We start from the raw sequence: 15,069 nt of genomic DNA on the forward strand, positions 1-15,069 counted from the left end.
GCTCGTCCTGGCCGGGGCGTTCGTCGCGACCGCGGTGTGCGGGGCTCACGCCTCCGGTGCGAAGGCGGCGAGCCGTGCGAACTCGGCGCGTGCCTCCGCCAGGCAGGCCTGGCCGCGGTCGTGCTGCCCGAGGTCGCACAGTGCCTGCCCGAGGGCCGCCAGCGCGTTGGCCTTGCGGTGTTCCAGGCCGACCCGCTGGGCGATCGCCAGCGCCTCTTCGGCCGCCTCCAACGCCCGGGCCGGGCGTCCGGCGGCTCGGCAGGACTCGGCCAGGCCCACGAGCACGCCCGGCATCCGGTCCCAGGACCCGAGTGTGCGCAGGGCCGCGAGGCATTCCCGGTAGCCGTCGCACGCCGCCTCGAACATGCCCAGCCCGTGCAGCGCCATCGCCCGGGCGTAGAGCATGTGGACCTGGCCGACGAAGTCCCCGAGGTGCTGGAACGCCGCCAGGCTGCGCTCGGCCCGGCGCCGTGCCGACTCCGGTCGTCCGACGGCGACGTCGGCCAGTGCCGCCATTCCCTCGACGAACGCGTGTGAGGACGGGTTCCCCAGTTCGGCGGTCCGGCGGACGGCCTCGTCGCACCAGGCCATGACCTCCTCGTCGCTGCTGTGGCGGATGCTGGTCAGCGCGAGTGCGGTCAGCGCGGGAGACAGCAGGGCCGCCTGCCCCGTCCGCCGCCCCAACGCGATCACCCGGGCCGCTTCGGCGCGGGCCTGCCGGGGGCGCTGCATCTCCCGCAGGGCCCACAGCAGCGTGTAGCGGGCACGCGCCTCGCTCTGCGGCAGCCCGGCCACGCGGGTGGCCTCGGCGACGCGTCCGGCCAGGTCGCACAGTTCCGGCACGGCCATGCCCAGGTCGATCAGCTGGATCAGCACCAGCGTCAGATCCGCGACGACCGCCAGCGGGCCGTCAGGGTCGCGGATGACCTGCTCGGCGACCGCCAGGACGGCGGCGATCTCCTGCCTGACCCAGCGCAGCCCCTCGGCCGGTCCGTCGAACCCGGGCTCGGCGGCCTCCGACGCCACCAGGTCGGGGAAGGGGTAGCCGGGCCTGACCGCGCGGTACAGGCCGGCCACGGTCGCCAGGTAGTGCCGCAGCAGCCGCTCGACGGCGGCCCGCTCGGCGACGGCACCGTCCTCCTCCTGGACCAGTTGGCGTGCGAACAGCCGCAGCAGGTCGTGGTACTGGTAGCGGCCGGGGTACGGGCAGGACAGCAGTCCCAGGTCGGTCAGCGACTCGGCCAGCCGCTCGGCCTCCTGTTCCGGCCGCTCCAGCAGAACCGCGGCGGCCGCCGACGACACGCCCGGGCCGTTCGGCAGCGCCAGCAGCCGGAACGCGCGGGCGGCCTCGCGGTCGAGCTGGTCGTAGCTGAGCCGGAACGACGCGGCGACGGCCAGCTCGCCGGCCTCCAGCTCGGCCAGGCGCCGGCGTTCGGAGGCCAGTCGGTCAGCCATGTACGACAGCGGCCAGTTCGGGCGGGCCGCCAGGCGGGACGCCGCGGTCCGCACCGCCAGCGGCAGGAACCCACAGGCTTCCGCCATCAGGCGGGCCGCGTCGGGTTCCTCGTCCACGCGGGACTCCCCGGCGATCGCGGCGAGCAGCCGCACCGACTCCTCCGACGCCAGCGGCTCCAGGCCCACCCGCCGCGACATCGGCATCTCCGCCAGCCCCGCCCGGCTGGTCACCAGTACCGCGCACGACGTGCTGCCGGGCAGCAGCGGCCCGACCTGGACGGTGTCACGGGCGTCATCGAGCAGGATCAGCAGCCGCAGGCCCGCCACCCGGGACCGGAACAGCGCGGCCCGTTCCGTGGTCCCCGGGGGGATCGCGGCGTCGGCCACGCCCAGTGCGCCGAGGAAGGCGGCCAGCACCTCGCCCGGGTCGGCGGGATAGGGACCGGCCCCGCGGAGGTTGACGTACAGCTGACCGTCGGGGAACCGGTCGCGCACGGCGTGGGCGACGTGCACGGCGAGCGTCGACTTGCCCACCCCGCCCATGCCCGACACCCCCACCAGGGGCATCGTCGGGCCGTCGGAGCGCAGGCCGACGCAGAGGTCCCGCACGAGCTGGTCCCGGCCGGTGTAGTCGGCGATGTCGGCGGGCAGCTGCGCCGGAGGGAACGGGGCGGGGCCGGCGGGCCCGACCGGTGCGTCGAGGGCCGACGCGGGCAGCACCGTCGGCGCGGCCAGCTTCGGATCGCCCAACAGGATTCCCTGCTGGAGCTCGCGCAGCTGCGGCCCCGGGTCGATGCCCAGCTGCTCCATGAGCGCGCGGCGGGTGTCGGCGAACACGCCCAGCGCCTCGGCCTGCCGCCCGCTGCGGTACAGCGCCAGCATCAGCAGCTCCCGCATCGGCTCCAGCAGCGGATGCTGGTTCACCCACATGGTCAGCTCACCGATGACACCGGCGTGCCTCCCGACCGCCAACTCCGCCTCCAGCCAGCCGTGGACGGCATGCAGCCGCCGCTCGACGAGCCGGGCCCGATGGGCCTGGGCGAAGGGCCCCGGGAGTCCCGCCAGCGGCTCGCCGCCCCACAGCTCGCAGGCCTCCCTCAGTAGTCCGGCCGCACCGGCCGTGTCCCCCGTGGAGCGGGCCCGGCCCGCCGCCGTGACCAGTTCCTCGAACACTTCGACATCCAGGGATTCCGCAGGCAGTCGCAGCATGTAGCCGCTGCCCGAGGACACCAGGACCGTCGGGTGGGGCCGGTCCGGTTCCAGCACTCGCCGCAGCCGCGAGACGTAGGTGCGCACCACCGTGGCGGCGCGGGCCGGAGGCTCCTCCCACAGGGCGTCGAGGAGCTCGTCGACGGAGACGATCCGGCGCGCCCGCAGCGCCAACGCGGCGAGCATCGCCCTCTGCTGGGGGGACCCGAGGTCCAGCTCGGTCTCCCCTCGCCAGGCCTGCGCCGGCCCGAGCAGACAGAGGCGCAGCCGGCCCTCGCCACCCGTGGCCGGCGCACCGTGGGACGCGCGGATGCCGGTCACCGTCGGACGTGAGTGGAGCCGGACGGACCGTCTGCCCGGGCGGCCAGGCGTGTCCCGGCGACCGGCGGCGGACCGGGGTGTCCGGAGTTCCGACTGGTCGTCAGCGGGGTCTTGTCGTTCACGTGTCCTCGTGCGGTCGACCTGCCGCACACACTCGCGGAAACGGTCAGGACGTTGATCCTCCTATCGGCGGGGCGACGGACGCAAACCGCACGCGCGGGTGGAGCGGGCGCGCGTCCGTCAATCTTTTATTGACAGGCAGCGGCTAGCTTGTGCCCGGTGATCATGTCCGGCCGAGCGGTCGGCGGGACATGAGGGAACTCCTGCGGCGTCAACCTGAGCGCAGGAGGGGGATGACGGCGCCCGGCGGTAGACGCCCCGCGACCGGTCCCGACATGGTGCCGCCGCCCCCAGGGTGGCGCCTGCGCCGTCAAGCGCAACGAAAGGAACCCATCGCCGTGCTTCAGTATGCCGACGACATACGTACGATCCGCCCGATCTTAGTGACCGTTCACGCCCTGGACCCGCTCTCCCGGGCCGGAGTGGTGAGCTACCTCCGGCAGTGCCCGGAGATGGCACTCGTCGACGACGACCAGCAGGCCGGAGCCGGCGTCGCGCTGCTGATCGCCGACACCTTCGACGCGGCGGTTCTGACGAGCCTGTCCCGGCTCGTGCGGGCGGAGCGGACGCGAGTGGTCCTGGTCCTGGACCGGATCCAGGAGTCGGAACTGGTCAACGTCGTCTCACACGGTGTGACCACGATCCTGTGGCGCCGCGAGGTGACCGGGGAGCGGCTGCGCCAGGCCGTCCTCACCGCCCACCGGGGCCATGGCGACCTGCCCCCCGACCTGCTGGGGAAACTGATCGGCAGCATGGGGCGGCGCCAGGGCGGCGAAGGTCCGGCCCGGGAGGGGGCTCCCGTCGCCGTCGGCATGGTGCCGCGAGAGGTCGAGGTACTGCGCCTGATGGCCGACGGCATGGACACCGGGGAGATAGCGGCCAAGCTCCTGTACTCGGAGCGGACGATCAAGAACATCCTCCACACCGTGACGACGCGGTTCCAGCTGCGCAACCGCGCCCACGCGGTGGCCTACGCATTGCGCGAGGGCTACATCTAGGGAGTCCGGCGCGTGCTCCGGCCACGCCGTGCGGACCGCACGATTACCCACACGGGCAGGCATTCGAGCCGAAAGGGCAATACGGCGCAGGCGTGTCGGGTCCGGTGAAATCAAATCCACTGGGGCGGGGCTGCGCGCTGCCCTTAAGTGCACATTTCTGCCCTGATGGACGCTTGACCTCGATCGCAGGAAGTGCGAGGGTCGAAAAATCGACGAGAAGGGGCGGCTCGAATAAATCGGGCCACCACTTCCAGAAACGTCAGCCTCGTCGGGATACGGGATTCGTCCCGCGCGAGGGTTGCCGGGCCGGAGGCGCCCTCCGCCCGGACCAGGCCAGCACCCTCCACCAGTTGATCTGGGGAAACAGATCAAGAACAAGGACACCGCCATGCCATTGGGACCTTCCGGATTCTCCCTGATAGACCTTCCCGAAGCACCGGCCGAGCTGCTGGCGAGCTATGACGACCTACCCGTCGACGAACACATGGGGCACGGCACGCGTTACAAGAAGTTCTCCCAGTACCGCCTGTCACCGGCCGAGGGCGAGAAATGGAATTTCGCTCTGCTGCCGCACCGGGACTACACCGCGTACAAGAAATTCAACACGGTCGGCGGCGGAATGCGCCGCGCCTATCTTCCGGTAGCGGTCGACTTCACCCCGCTCATCGCCGTCGGAGCCGAGGCGTTCGGGCTCGATCGCAGCGAGGACTGGCAGATCAACCTGCACCAGAACCGCACCCGCGCCGAGCCGGGCCGGCCCGGTCCGCTCACTCCTGAAGGTGTCCATCACGACGGCCACGAGTTCGTCATGATCGGCGTGCTGCGCCGCGAGCGGGTGGCCGGCGGCCAGACCCGGCTGTGGCGACCGGACGCCGAGCAGCCCTTCTGGACCGGCACCGTGGCGGCCGGCCAGGCCGTACTCCTCGACGACAGGCGGCTCGCGCACGACGTCACGGACGTCGTGGCCGCGGCCGACGAGCCCGGCCACCGCGACATCTTCATCGTCGCCTTCTCCCGCTGGAGCGAGAAGTGGTACGGCGCCGAACACGACGCGGCCGCACTCGCCGACACGGAAGTCCGATAGAAGAGAAACGGCATATCACCGAATGTGTACGAACTGGAACGACCTGCTCTCCACCGGACTGCTCGCCACGCTGCGGGCACTGGACGGGAGCACCGCCGACGAGCTGGCCCTGCTGTCCGAGCACTACCCGTTCCGAGGCGAACTCGCCGAAGCATGCCGGTCCCTGGCCGTCCGTGCGTACGGGAACAGTGAGCGGTCCGCGCTGGAGGAGCTGCACGCGGCGTTGGCCCTGGTCTACGAACGGGACTTCTCCGGTACCCGCGTCACCGACGTGGATCACGAGCGGCAGCCGATCCTCCGCGATGTGGCCGCGTTGTTGGAACGGGCCGTACTGGACCGCGAACTGTCGCGGATATCCGAAGCGAGCGTCACCGGCCATCCCACCTCGGGCACCGAGTACGTCCACTGGCTCAAGAAGATGGTGGGCGAGCATCCGGCCGGCTGGCACCCCTTCTACCACCAGCACCTCACCGAGCGGGGCACCCGTGAGGACCTGCGCCTGCTGCTCGCCCAGGAGACCAACCTCGACCCGCGTTTCGACGACATCCTCGCCCTCATGCAGGTCGGTCGGCACGGCGGCGAGAAGCTGGAGATCGCCGCCAACTACTGGGACGAGATGGGCAACGGCGACCCGATGCAGGTACACACGAAGCTGTTCGGCGAGGCGCTGGCCTCGATCGGGGCCGACCCCGGGTACGTCCGTGACACCTTCCTGCTGGAAGCCGGTGTCTCCGGCAACATCTCGGCCTGCCTCGCCCTCTCCCGCAGGCACTACTTCAAGGCGGTCGGGTACTTCGGCGTCACCGAGTACCTGGCTCCGCGCCGCTTCCGCTGCGTGGTCGACGCCTGGCGGCGCCACGGCCTGGACGAGGTCGGCATCGTCTACCACGACCTGCACATCGGAGTGGACGCGGGCCATGCCGCAGGATGGTTCAAGAACGTCGTCGGCCCGCTGGTGAACTCCGATCCACGGATCGGCAGGGAGATCGCCCTGGGCGCCATGATCCGGCTCAACACCTCGCAGGACTACCTCGACGCGCTCCTGGAGCGGTGCTCCGCGCCGGCGATGTCGACAACGACACCCGGCACGGCCTGAGGGGGCGCCACCATGTCCCAGGACACCGCCCCGGCCGTCGACTTCGCGAAGTACCAGGCCCTGGGCAACGACTACATCGTCATCGACCCGCGGTACACGGCTTTCGATCCCACCCCGGAAAACGTCCGGCTCGCCTGCGACCGGCACTTCGGCCTCGGCGCGGACGGCCTCCTGTACGGACCGCTGCCGGCCGACGACGGCTTCCGGCTGCGGATCTTCAATCCGGACGGCACCGAATGCGAGAAGAGCGGCAACGGCCTGCGCATCTTCGCCCGCTACCTCCGCGAGTCCGGGCACGCCGACACCGACGCGTTCACCCTGCACTCGCTCGCCGGGCCCTCGGCCGTGCGCATCCTCGACGGTCGTGCGGAGACGGTGCGCATCGATCTCGGACCCGCCACGACGGACAGCCGGGCCGTCGGGGCGACGGGCCCCGCCCGCCCGATGCTGCACGAGCCGTTGCACACCGCCGACGACGGCGGATCCCTGAGCGTCACCTGCGTACAGCTCGGCAACCCGCACTGCGTCGTCTTCCTGGACGACGAGCCGGCCGGCGAGGAACTCGCCCGCCGGATCGGTCCGGCCGTGCGCGACCACGAGCTGTTCACGCAGCGGGTCAACGTCGAACTGCTGAACGTCATCGACCGGGAGAACATCCGGATCGAGATATTCGAACGCGGAGCCGGTTACACGCTCTCCTCCGGCACCAGCGCCTGCACGGCGGCCTTCGCGGCCCACGCCCGCGGACTCACCGGAGCCCGGACGACCGTCCACATGCCCGGCGGCCGGGTCACCGTGGAGATCGACGAGGACGGCCGCCTCGCACTCGGCGGTGAGGTCCTCCCGGTACTGCGGGGCCATTGGGCGCCGCGGATCGGGCAGCAGCTCTCGGGACGGGGGGCCTCCGCGTGACGGCCCTCGGCCCGGAAGCCGGCTATCCGATGCGCCGCTGGGTCTTCCAGGACGCGCGAAACCGGTACGACATCGACCTCGGCGACAGCAACGTCGACTGCGGCACGGTCGCCGACCTGCCCTTCCCCGCCGACCTGGTCCTGGACTACGGGACCGACCGGGGCGGCGACCGGCTCCGCGAACTCGTGGCGGGACTCTACGGCCGCTCCACGGACGAGGTCGGTATCACCCACGGCGCGCAAGAGGCGCTCTACCTCCTGTACAGCGTGCTGCTGCGCCCCGGTGACCATGTGGTGGTCTTCGCCCCCGGCTGGCAGCAGGCCTGGGAGGCGCCGGCGCGCATGGGGTGCCGGACCGACCTCATCGGCACCACCCCCGAGGGCCGGCCGGACGTGGCACGGGCCGCCGGGCTGATCGGCCGGGACACCAAGGCCGTCGTGCTCAACTCCCCTTGCAATCCCACGGGCATGCGCTTCACCGAGCACGAGGTCGATGTCCTGGTGCGGGCCGCACGGAGGCACGGCAGCCACCTGCTGCTCGACGAGGAGTACGTCGCCGACCTGCCCGGCGACTCCCTCCTCAGGTGCTACGAGCGGGCGGTCTCCGTCTCCAGCGTCTCCAAGGTGTACGGATTCCCCGGACTCCGGACGGGTTGGATGTGCGGCCCGGCCGACGTGGTGCGCGCCGCCATGGAGCACAAGCACTACACCACCATCTCCAACTCCGTACTGACCGAGTGGCTGGCCGCCGAGGTACTGGACCGGCGCGACCACTACCTGGACCGCTACCGGCGACTGACGTCGGTCGGCGGCCGGGTGCTGAGCAGCTGGGCGGCCGGGCACGCCGGCCAGGTGGCCCTGCGGGCACCTCAGGGCACTCCCTTCGCCTGGCTGACGCTGTCCGGCGAGGAAACCTCGCTGTCCTTCTGCCGTCAGGTGCTGGAACAGGCGCGGGTGCTGTTGATGCCCGCCGAGGTGTTCGGCGCCGAACGCGGTCTGCGGATCACCTTCGCCCGCGAGGAGGACGTGCTGAGAGAAGGGCTGGCACGAATCGGCACGCTGCTGGACGACCGGCGCCTCCGATCGGAGCCGGGACCGCCGCGTACCTGACCGGGCCCGTCCGCGCCGCGTCTCGGGTGCCCCGGCCCTCGCCCGTCTCCCTCCACCCGTCTCTCTCCACCCGTCTCCCCTGAGACCGGGTTCCCCCTCATCCACGGACAAGGAATGACCATGCCGGATCAGCTCAAGGAAATGCCGACGGACTGGACACGCGCCCTGGCCATCGTCGCTCATCCCGACGACGTGGAGTACGCCGCTGCCTCGGCCGTGGCCACCTGGGTCGACCAGGGCAAGGAAGTCGTGTACCTCATGGCCAGCCGGGGCGAGGCCGGCATCGACGGCATGGATCCCGAGCAGGCCAAGGTGGTCAGGGAGCGGGAGCAGCGGGCCAGCGCGGCCGTGGTCGGCGTGACGGAGGTGGAGTTCCTCGACCACCCGGACGGGCTGATCGAGTACGGACCCGAGTTGCGCAGGGACCTGGCCCACGCCGTCCGGCGGCACCGCCCGGAGCTCATCCTGACGCTCAACCACCACGACCACTGGCGCGGCGTCTCGTGGAACACCCCGGACCACCGCAACGTCGGCCGCGCGGCACTGGACTCCGCCACCGACGCCGCCAACCGCTTCCTGTTCGCGGAGGAGGGCCTGGCTCCGTGGGAGGGCGTGCGCTGGCAGGCGGTGGCCAACTCGCCGTATCCGACCCACGCGGTCGACGTCACCTGGGCGGCGGAGCGCGGTGTGCAGGCCGTGCTCGCACACGCCACCTACTTGGAGGCGCTCACCGACGAGGACCCCGCAGCGTACGTCCGGGGCTTCATGGAGCGGAACCTCGCGGCGGCCGGTGAGAGGTTCGGCGGCCGTCCCGCAGTGGCCTTCGAGGTGTTCCATCGGGACCAGTACCGCAAGCGGAACAACGAGGTCCACTACCGCTGATCCGGGACGTCCCCACTCCCCCGGCCAGGGTCACCGTGTTGCCCCCTTCGTCATTCGGCACGGGCGCCCGGCGGGGAGCGCAAGGTGTGTGCGGGGCGTGAGCGGCGCGTGCTCCTGCCCGGCCTCCCGGTGGTGACTGGGCGGCGGCGGATGCGCCCACCACGCTGGGTGACATCCATCACCGCGTGACGAGGGGGTTCCCGCATGCCCGGGGCCGGCAATTTCCGAGCGGACTTCGGCGCGTCCGTCGTCGTCGCGCTGGTGGCGCTTCCGCTCTGTGTCGGGGTGGCCGTCGCCTCGGGCGTCCCGGCCGAGCTGGGGATCGTCACCGGGGTGGTCGGGGGGTTGGTCACGGGCTGGTTCCGGGGCAGCGCCCTCCAGGTCAGCGGTCCCGCGGCCGGGCTGACGGTGCTGGTCTACGAGGCCGTGCAGGGTTACGGCCTGGCCGCCCTCGGGGTGCTGGTGCTGGCGGCCGGGGTGCTCCAGCTGGGCATGGGGGTGCTGCGGCTGGGGCGGTGGTTCCGGGCGATCTCGGTCGCCGTGGTGCACGGGATGCTGGCGGGGATCGGGCTCGTGCTGATCGCCGGGCAGCTCTACGCCGTGGGCGGGGTGGCGGCTCCCGGCCAGACGCTGGCCAAGTTGGCCACGGTGCACGAGCTGGGGGCGCAGGCCGACTGGGCGGCCGTGGCGCTGGGGGCGGGGACCATCGCCGTCCTGGTGCTGTGGCGCCGGGTGCCGGCCCGGGCGCGGCTGGTGCCGGGCGCGCTGGTCGGGGTGGCGGCGGCCACCGTCGTGGCCGCGGTGCTGCGGCTGCCCGTCGAACGGGTCCGGGTGACCGGGGTGCTGGACGCGGTGGCGCCGCCGGGATGGTCGGGGTTCGGGGTGCTGGGGTCGGTCGGAGCCGTCGGGACCGTGATCGCGCTCGCGCTGATCGCGTCCGCCGAGACCCTCTTCAGCGCCGCGGCCGTCGACCGGATGCACGACGGGCCGCGCACCGACTACGACCGGGAGCTGGTGGCGCAGGGCATCGGGAACACCGTGTGCGGGCTGCTCGGGGCGCTGCCGATGACGGCCGTGATCGTGCGCAGCTCGGCGAACGTGGAGGCCGGGGCCCGCACCCGGGCGGCCCGGATCATGCACGGCGGCTGGCTGCTGCTGTTCGCGGTGGCCTTTCCGCAGCTGCTGGAGGTGGTCCCGCTGGCGGCGCTCGCCGGGGTGCTGCTCCACGCGGGCTGGAAGCTGCTGCCGGCCCGGGCGGTGGCGGCCCTGTGGCGGAGCCACCGGGGCGAGGCGGTGGTGCTGGTGGTGACCGCCGTCTCGATCGTGGCCACCAGCCTCTTCGAGGGGGTGCTGATCGGGCTGGGCCTGGCGGTGGCCAAGGCGGCCTGGGAGACCTCGCACGTGCACATCGAGGAGGCGTGGGAGGGCGAAGAGCTGTGCGTCCGGGTCGTGGGGAACGCCAGTTTCCTGCGGCTGCCGAAGCTGCTGGACGCGTTGGAGGCGCTGCCGCACGGGCCGTCGGTGCGGCTGGACCTCAGCGGGCTGCGGCACCTGGACCACGCCTGCCTGACCGCCCTGGAGGGGTGGGAGCGGGCGCGCATGCCGCTCCCGGGCCGGGAGGGCGTCAGTTAGCGGGCCGCCGGCCTGGTGAACCGGCCCGTCACCCGGCACGGCTACCCTCCGCCCGTGGACAACGAGCTGAAGCGCAGCCTGGGGGTCTCCGACGCCGTCGTGGTCGGACTCGGCGCCATGGTCGGCGCGGGGATCTTCGCCGCCCTCGCCCCGGCGGCGCGTGCGGCGGGCGGCGGACTGCTCGCGGCCCTCGCGGTGGCGGCCCTGGTGGCGTACTGCAACGCCTGGTCCTCGGCCCGGCTGGCCGCCCGGTATCCGGCCTCCGGCGGGACCTACGTCTACGGCCGCGAGCGGCTGGGCCCGTTCTGGGGGTACCTGGCCGGCTGGGGTTTCGTGGTCGGCAAGACGGCCTCCTGTGCGGCGATGGCGCTGACCATCGGGGCGTACGTGTGGCCGGGGCGGCAGCACGCGGTGGCCGTCGCGGCGGTGGTGGCGCTGACCGCCGCGGGCTACGGCAGGGTGCAGAAGTCGGCCCGGATCGCCCGGCTGATCGTGGCGGCGGTACTGGCGGTGCTGGCCGGGGTCGTCGTGGTGTGCCTGACCTCCGGTGCGGCGGATCCGGGGGCCCTGGCCGGCGGCGGGTGGGGGGCGGCCGGGCTGTTGCAGGGGGCGGGGCTGCTGTTCTTCGCCTTCGCGGGCTACGCCCGGATCACCACCCTGGGCGAGGAGGTGCGTGATCCGGAGCGGACGATCCCGCGCGCGGTGCCGCTCGCGCTGGGGATCGCGCTGCTGGTGTACGCCGCGGTGACGGTGGCGGTCCTGTCGGTGCTCGGCAGCGAGGGGCTGGCGGCGTCGGCCGCCCCGCTGGCCGACGCGGTGCGCGCGGCCGGGTGGCCCGGACTGTCCCCCGTGGTCCGGGCGGGCGCGGCGCTGGCCGCGCTGGGCTCTCTGCTGGCCCTCGTGCTCGGGGTGTCGCGCACGGCCCTGGCGATGGCCCGGGACGGCCATCTGCCGCGCGCGCTGGCGGCCGTACATCCCCGGCATCAGGTGCCGCACCACGCGGAGCTCGCGGTGGGTGCGGTCGTGGCGGTGCTCGCGGCCACCGCCGATCTGCGGGGCGCGATCGGCTTCTCCTCGTTCGGAGTGCTCGTCTACTACGCGATCGCGAACGCTTCCGCGTGGACTCTCGGTTCAGCTGTCAAGGACCGGGCCGTGGCAGCGGTGGGGCTGTCCGGCTGTGTGGTGCTGGCGTGTGCGCTGCCCCTCGCGTCGGCGGTGTCGGGGGCGGCGGTGCTGGCTGCGGGCGCGCTGGTCTACGCGGTGCGGCGGGGTGGGCTCAGGCCGCGCACCGGGAGCTGAACTCCGCCCAGGGGGTCATCTCCGTCTCGTCCCCGTCGTCCTCTTCACCCCACTCCTCTTCGTCGCGGAACCAGCCCGTGCCGTCGAGCCAGTCGCGCAGCCAGTCGGCCAGGCCCGCGGACTTGTGGTACCAGGCGAGGTCGCGTTCCCCGGGGTTGGGCTCGAAGAGCAGCATCTGCGCGGTGTCGGAGCGGCAGTCCACGCAGGCGGACATGGCGCAGCCCAGGTCGGCTATCGGCAGGACGCCCTCGGGCCGGCCCCAGTCGGAGGCGCGGCCGGCCTCGTACTTCCTTATGGACTGACGCAGCGGCAGCAGGCCGTACTCGGGACCGAATCCGCCGTCGCCGATGCGCGTGTAGAGCGCGGTGAGGAGGGGCGGCAGGGCGAAGCCCAGGGCCTGCGCCGCCCGTTCGGCCTCGTCGGCCGGCAGGGGTGCGGGCAGGGGTTTGCCGCGCTCGCGCGCGGAGGCTCGTACTCGGTCGGCGACTTGCTCCAGCAACTGCTCGGTTTCGTTCATGTGTTCATGGTGGCGCACCCCGCTGACAGCCGCCCGGGCCTGTGGACAACTCAGGCGAGGACGACTTCGATGCGCTCTTCCCTCAGGAACCCGAGCAGCTCCCGGAAGGTTTCGGGGCGGCTGGTCAGCGGCTGGAGGCCCAGGCTGCGGCGGGCCACCTCGTGGTCGTGCCAGACGAGGGTGAAGGGTCTGGTGACTCCGAACCCGCCGCACAGGGCGTCCGCGACGCCGTTCAGGCAGCGCCCGAAGTAGCCGCCCGGGCCGTTGACGGCCTCGCCGAGGGCGCAGAAGAATCCCTCGGCGTCGGTGACGTGCCGCCCGTCGAGGTGGTAGGTGCCTCCGGCGGGCCGGTCGGGGCCTTCCCTGTGCGCCAGGGCCGGGTCCAGCCAGAGTTCGCGGCCCTCGCCGTCGAAGTTCGCCCACAGGTTGGGGACGGCCGGACTGCCCTGGCGCCACAGCGGCCAGATGTCGGCGACGACGGGCGGCTGCGGGTCCATGTCCACGGTGAGGTCGTAGAGGCCCGGCCCTCGCGGTGAAGGCTGCCAGTCGACGACGTGCGGGTGCCCGGCCACGGCGAGGAGCCCGCCCGTGCCGTCCAGCGCGTCGAGGCGGCGATAGCCGAGCCTGCGCCACTTCTTGCGGCTTTCCGGCGCGTCCAGCGCGTCGAGCAGCGGCCCCTGCACGGCGCACCCGAGGAGGCGTACGAGGTGCGGTGGCGGCTCTTCGGCCGGCAGTACCTCGGCGAGGTCCCGGAACCGGCCCAGGGGCCGGTCCTGGGCGTCCGAGAGGGCGAAGCCGACGGAGAGGGCGACCCGGTCCGGGTAGTCGGGCTGATGGTCGGAGGGTACGGCCTCGATCGTCATGTCGGTCCGCGAGAGGTCGCGGGCGCAGGGGCGGGTGGCGAGGACGCGGGCGCCCTCCAGGTACCACTCCCCCGTGGCCCGGCCGTTCTTGTCGAGTGGCTGGAGGACCAGGAAGCCCAGCGCCGACGGCAGCTCCTGCTCGAAGGCGCAGCCCAGCAGTTCGTACCGTCTGCGTACGGGCTCCGGCGGGTCGGCGAAGAGGTCCTCGGCCTCCTCGCACAGCGCCCAGAGCTGCTCTTCCGCGTGCTCCTCGTCCTCGCCCCACAGGGCGAAGCGGATGCCGGCCGTCACCGGGAGGCGAAGGGGGCGTCGGTGGGGACGATCTCGCGGCCCAGGGGGAGGAGGGAGAGGGGGACCATCTTGAAGTTGGCGATGCCGAAGGGGATGCCGATGATCGTGACGCAGAGGGCGATGCCGGTGACGATGTGGCCGAGGGCCAGCCACCAGCCGGCCAGGACCAGCCACAGGACGTTGCCGACGCAGGACGGCGCGCCCGCGTCGTGGCGTTCGACCGTGGTGTAGCCGAAGGGCCAGAGGGCGTAGACGGCTATGCGGAAGGCGGCTATCCCGAAGGGGATGCCGATGATGGTGATGCAGAGGATCAGGCCGGCGACGCAGTAGCCGAGGAAGAGCCAGATCCCGCTGAGCAGGAGCCAAATGACGTTCAGGATGGTTTTCACCGGCTGTGTCCTGCCATCTGTTCGAGCCGGGCGATGCGCTCGGCCATCGGCGGGTGGGTCGAGAACATCCTGGAGAGCCCCTGTCCGGGCCGGAAGGGGTTGGCGATCATCATGTGGCTCGCCGTCTCCAGGCGGGGCTCGGGGGGCAGCGGGAGCTGCTTGGTGCCGGCGTCGAGCTTGCGCAGGGCGTCGGCCAGGGCGAGCGGGTCGCCGGTGAGCTGGGCGCCGGAGGCGTCGGCCTCGTATTCGCGCGAGCGGCTGATGGCGAGCTGGATCACGGACGCCGCCAGCGGGCCGAGGATCATGATCAGCAGCATGCCGAAGATGCCGGGGCCCTCGTCGTCGTTGGAGCGGCCCACCGGGATCAGCCAGGCGAAGTTCACCAGGAACATGATCACGGAGGCGAGTGCTCCGGCGACGGACGAGATGAGGATGTCGCGGTTGTAGACGTGGCTCAGCTCGTGCCCGATGACCCCGCGCAGCTCGCGTTCGTCCAGGATGCGCAGGATGCCCTCGGTGCAGCAGACGGCGGCGTTGCGCGGGTTGCGGCCCGTCGCGAAGGCGTTGGGCGCCTCGGTCGGGGAGATGTAGAGCCGGGGCATGGGCTGGCGCGCGGAGGTGGAGAGCTCGCGCACCATGCGGTAGAGCTCGGGGGCCTCGAACTCGCTCACGGGACGGGCGCGCATCGCGCGTAGAGCCAGCTTGTCGCTGTTCCAGTACGCGTAGGCGTTCGTCCCCAGGGCGACGAGGACGGCGACTATCAGGCCGCCCCGTCCGAAGAAGCTTCCGATGAGGATGATGAGTGCGGACATCCCGCCGAGGAGTACGGCGGTCTTCAGCCCGTTGTGCCGGCGGTGCACGGTACGCCCTCCAAGTGGTGCGGCAGGGGAGC

At 72.3% G+C, this 15,069-nt stretch carries 13 protein-coding genes; 8 read left to right on the plus strand and 5 right to left on the minus strand.

Features of this window, described 5'->3' with window-relative positions:
* Positions 1-45: 45 nt before the first annotated feature.
* Positions 46-2,985 (minus strand): AfsR/SARP family transcriptional regulator, encoded by a 2,940-nt coding sequence (locus ACQKM2_RS11370; protein ID WP_427708515.1) that lies wholly within the window; start codon positions 2,983-2,985, stop codon positions 46-48.
* Positions 2,986-3,488: 503 nt separating this feature from the next.
* Here ACQKM2_RS11370 and ACQKM2_RS11375 point away from each other — a divergent pair.
* From ACQKM2_RS11375 to ACQKM2_RS11410, 8 genes are all read left to right on the plus strand, one after another.
* Positions 3,489-4,103, plus strand: a complete 615-nt coding sequence (locus tag ACQKM2_RS11375) for a helix-turn-helix transcriptional regulator (protein ID WP_427708516.1) — start codon at positions 3,489-3,491, stop codon at positions 4,101-4,103.
* A 388-nt stretch (positions 4,104-4,491) separates the two neighbouring features.
* Complete coding sequence (locus ACQKM2_RS11380; RefSeq protein WP_427708517.1) at positions 4,492-5,187, plus strand: 2OG-Fe dioxygenase family protein; 696 nt, start codon at positions 4,492-4,494, stop codon at positions 5,185-5,187.
* A 22-nt stretch (positions 5,188-5,209) separates the two neighbouring features.
* Positions 5,210-6,283: an iron-containing redox enzyme family protein gene (locus tag ACQKM2_RS11385; RefSeq protein WP_427708518.1), complete on the plus strand. Its 1,074-nt coding sequence runs from the start codon at positions 5,210-5,212 to the stop codon at positions 6,281-6,283.
* A 12-nt stretch (positions 6,284-6,295) separates the two neighbouring features.
* The gene (gene dapF, locus ACQKM2_RS11390) at positions 6,296-7,195 is read left to right on the plus strand and encodes a diaminopimelate epimerase (protein ID WP_427708519.1); all 900 of its coding nucleotides are present in this window, start codon (positions 6,296-6,298) and stop codon (positions 7,193-7,195) included.
* A complete protein-coding gene (locus ACQKM2_RS11395) occupies positions 7,192-8,304 on the plus strand; it encodes an aminotransferase class I/II-fold pyridoxal phosphate-dependent enzyme (protein ID WP_427708520.1) in 1,113 nt (370 codons plus the stop codon). The genes dapF and ACQKM2_RS11395 overlap by 4 nt, the downstream gene beginning before the upstream one ends.
* A 120-nt stretch (positions 8,305-8,424) precedes the next feature.
* Positions 8,425-9,186: a PIG-L deacetylase family protein gene (locus ACQKM2_RS11400; protein ID WP_427708521.1), complete on the plus strand. Its 762-nt coding sequence runs from the start codon at positions 8,425-8,427 to the stop codon at positions 9,184-9,186.
* 204 nt (positions 9,187-9,390) lie between these two features.
* The gene (locus ACQKM2_RS11405) at positions 9,391-10,818 is read left to right on the plus strand and encodes a SulP family inorganic anion transporter (protein ID WP_427708522.1); all 1,428 of its coding nucleotides are present in this window, start codon (positions 9,391-9,393) and stop codon (positions 10,816-10,818) included.
* Positions 10,819-10,872: 54 nt separating this feature from the next.
* The gene (locus tag ACQKM2_RS11410; RefSeq protein ID WP_427708523.1) at positions 10,873-12,117 is read left to right on the plus strand and encodes an APC family permease; all 1,245 of its coding nucleotides are present in this window, start codon (positions 10,873-10,875) and stop codon (positions 12,115-12,117) included.
* Here ACQKM2_RS11410 and ACQKM2_RS11415 read toward each other — a convergent pair.
* Genes ACQKM2_RS11415 through htpX form a run of 4 tightly spaced genes read right to left on the minus strand, consistent with a single transcriptional unit; the run spans position 12,095 to position 15,037 of the window.
* Positions 12,095-12,634 (minus strand): SMI1/KNR4 family protein, encoded by a 540-nt coding sequence (locus tag ACQKM2_RS11415; protein WP_427708524.1) that lies wholly within the window; start codon positions 12,632-12,634, stop codon positions 12,095-12,097. The genes ACQKM2_RS11410 and ACQKM2_RS11415 overlap by 23 nt on opposite strands.
* A gap of 50 nt (positions 12,635-12,684) precedes the next feature.
* Positions 12,685-13,788 carry a barstar family protein gene (locus ACQKM2_RS11420; RefSeq protein ID WP_427708525.1) on the minus strand — a complete coding sequence of 368 codons (1,104 nt, stop codon included), beginning with the start codon at positions 13,786-13,788 and terminating at the stop codon, positions 12,685-12,687.
* The gene (locus ACQKM2_RS11425; RefSeq protein ID WP_427708526.1) at positions 13,785-14,177 is read right to left on the minus strand and encodes a YccF domain-containing protein; all 393 of its coding nucleotides are present in this window, start codon (positions 14,175-14,177) and stop codon (positions 13,785-13,787) included. The genes ACQKM2_RS11420 and ACQKM2_RS11425 overlap by 4 nt, the downstream gene beginning before the upstream one ends.
* Positions 14,174-15,037 (minus strand): zinc metalloprotease HtpX, encoded by an 864-nt coding sequence (htpX, locus tag ACQKM2_RS11430; protein ID WP_427708527.1) that lies wholly within the window; start codon positions 15,035-15,037, stop codon positions 14,174-14,176. The genes ACQKM2_RS11425 and htpX overlap by 4 nt, the downstream gene beginning before the upstream one ends.
* Between the last annotated feature and the right edge of the window lie 32 nt (positions 15,038-15,069).

This window comes from Streptomyces sp. NPDC004126 (assembly GCF_050275515.1).
Lineage (GTDB): Bacteria > Actinomycetota > Actinomycetes > Streptomycetales > Streptomycetaceae > Streptomyces.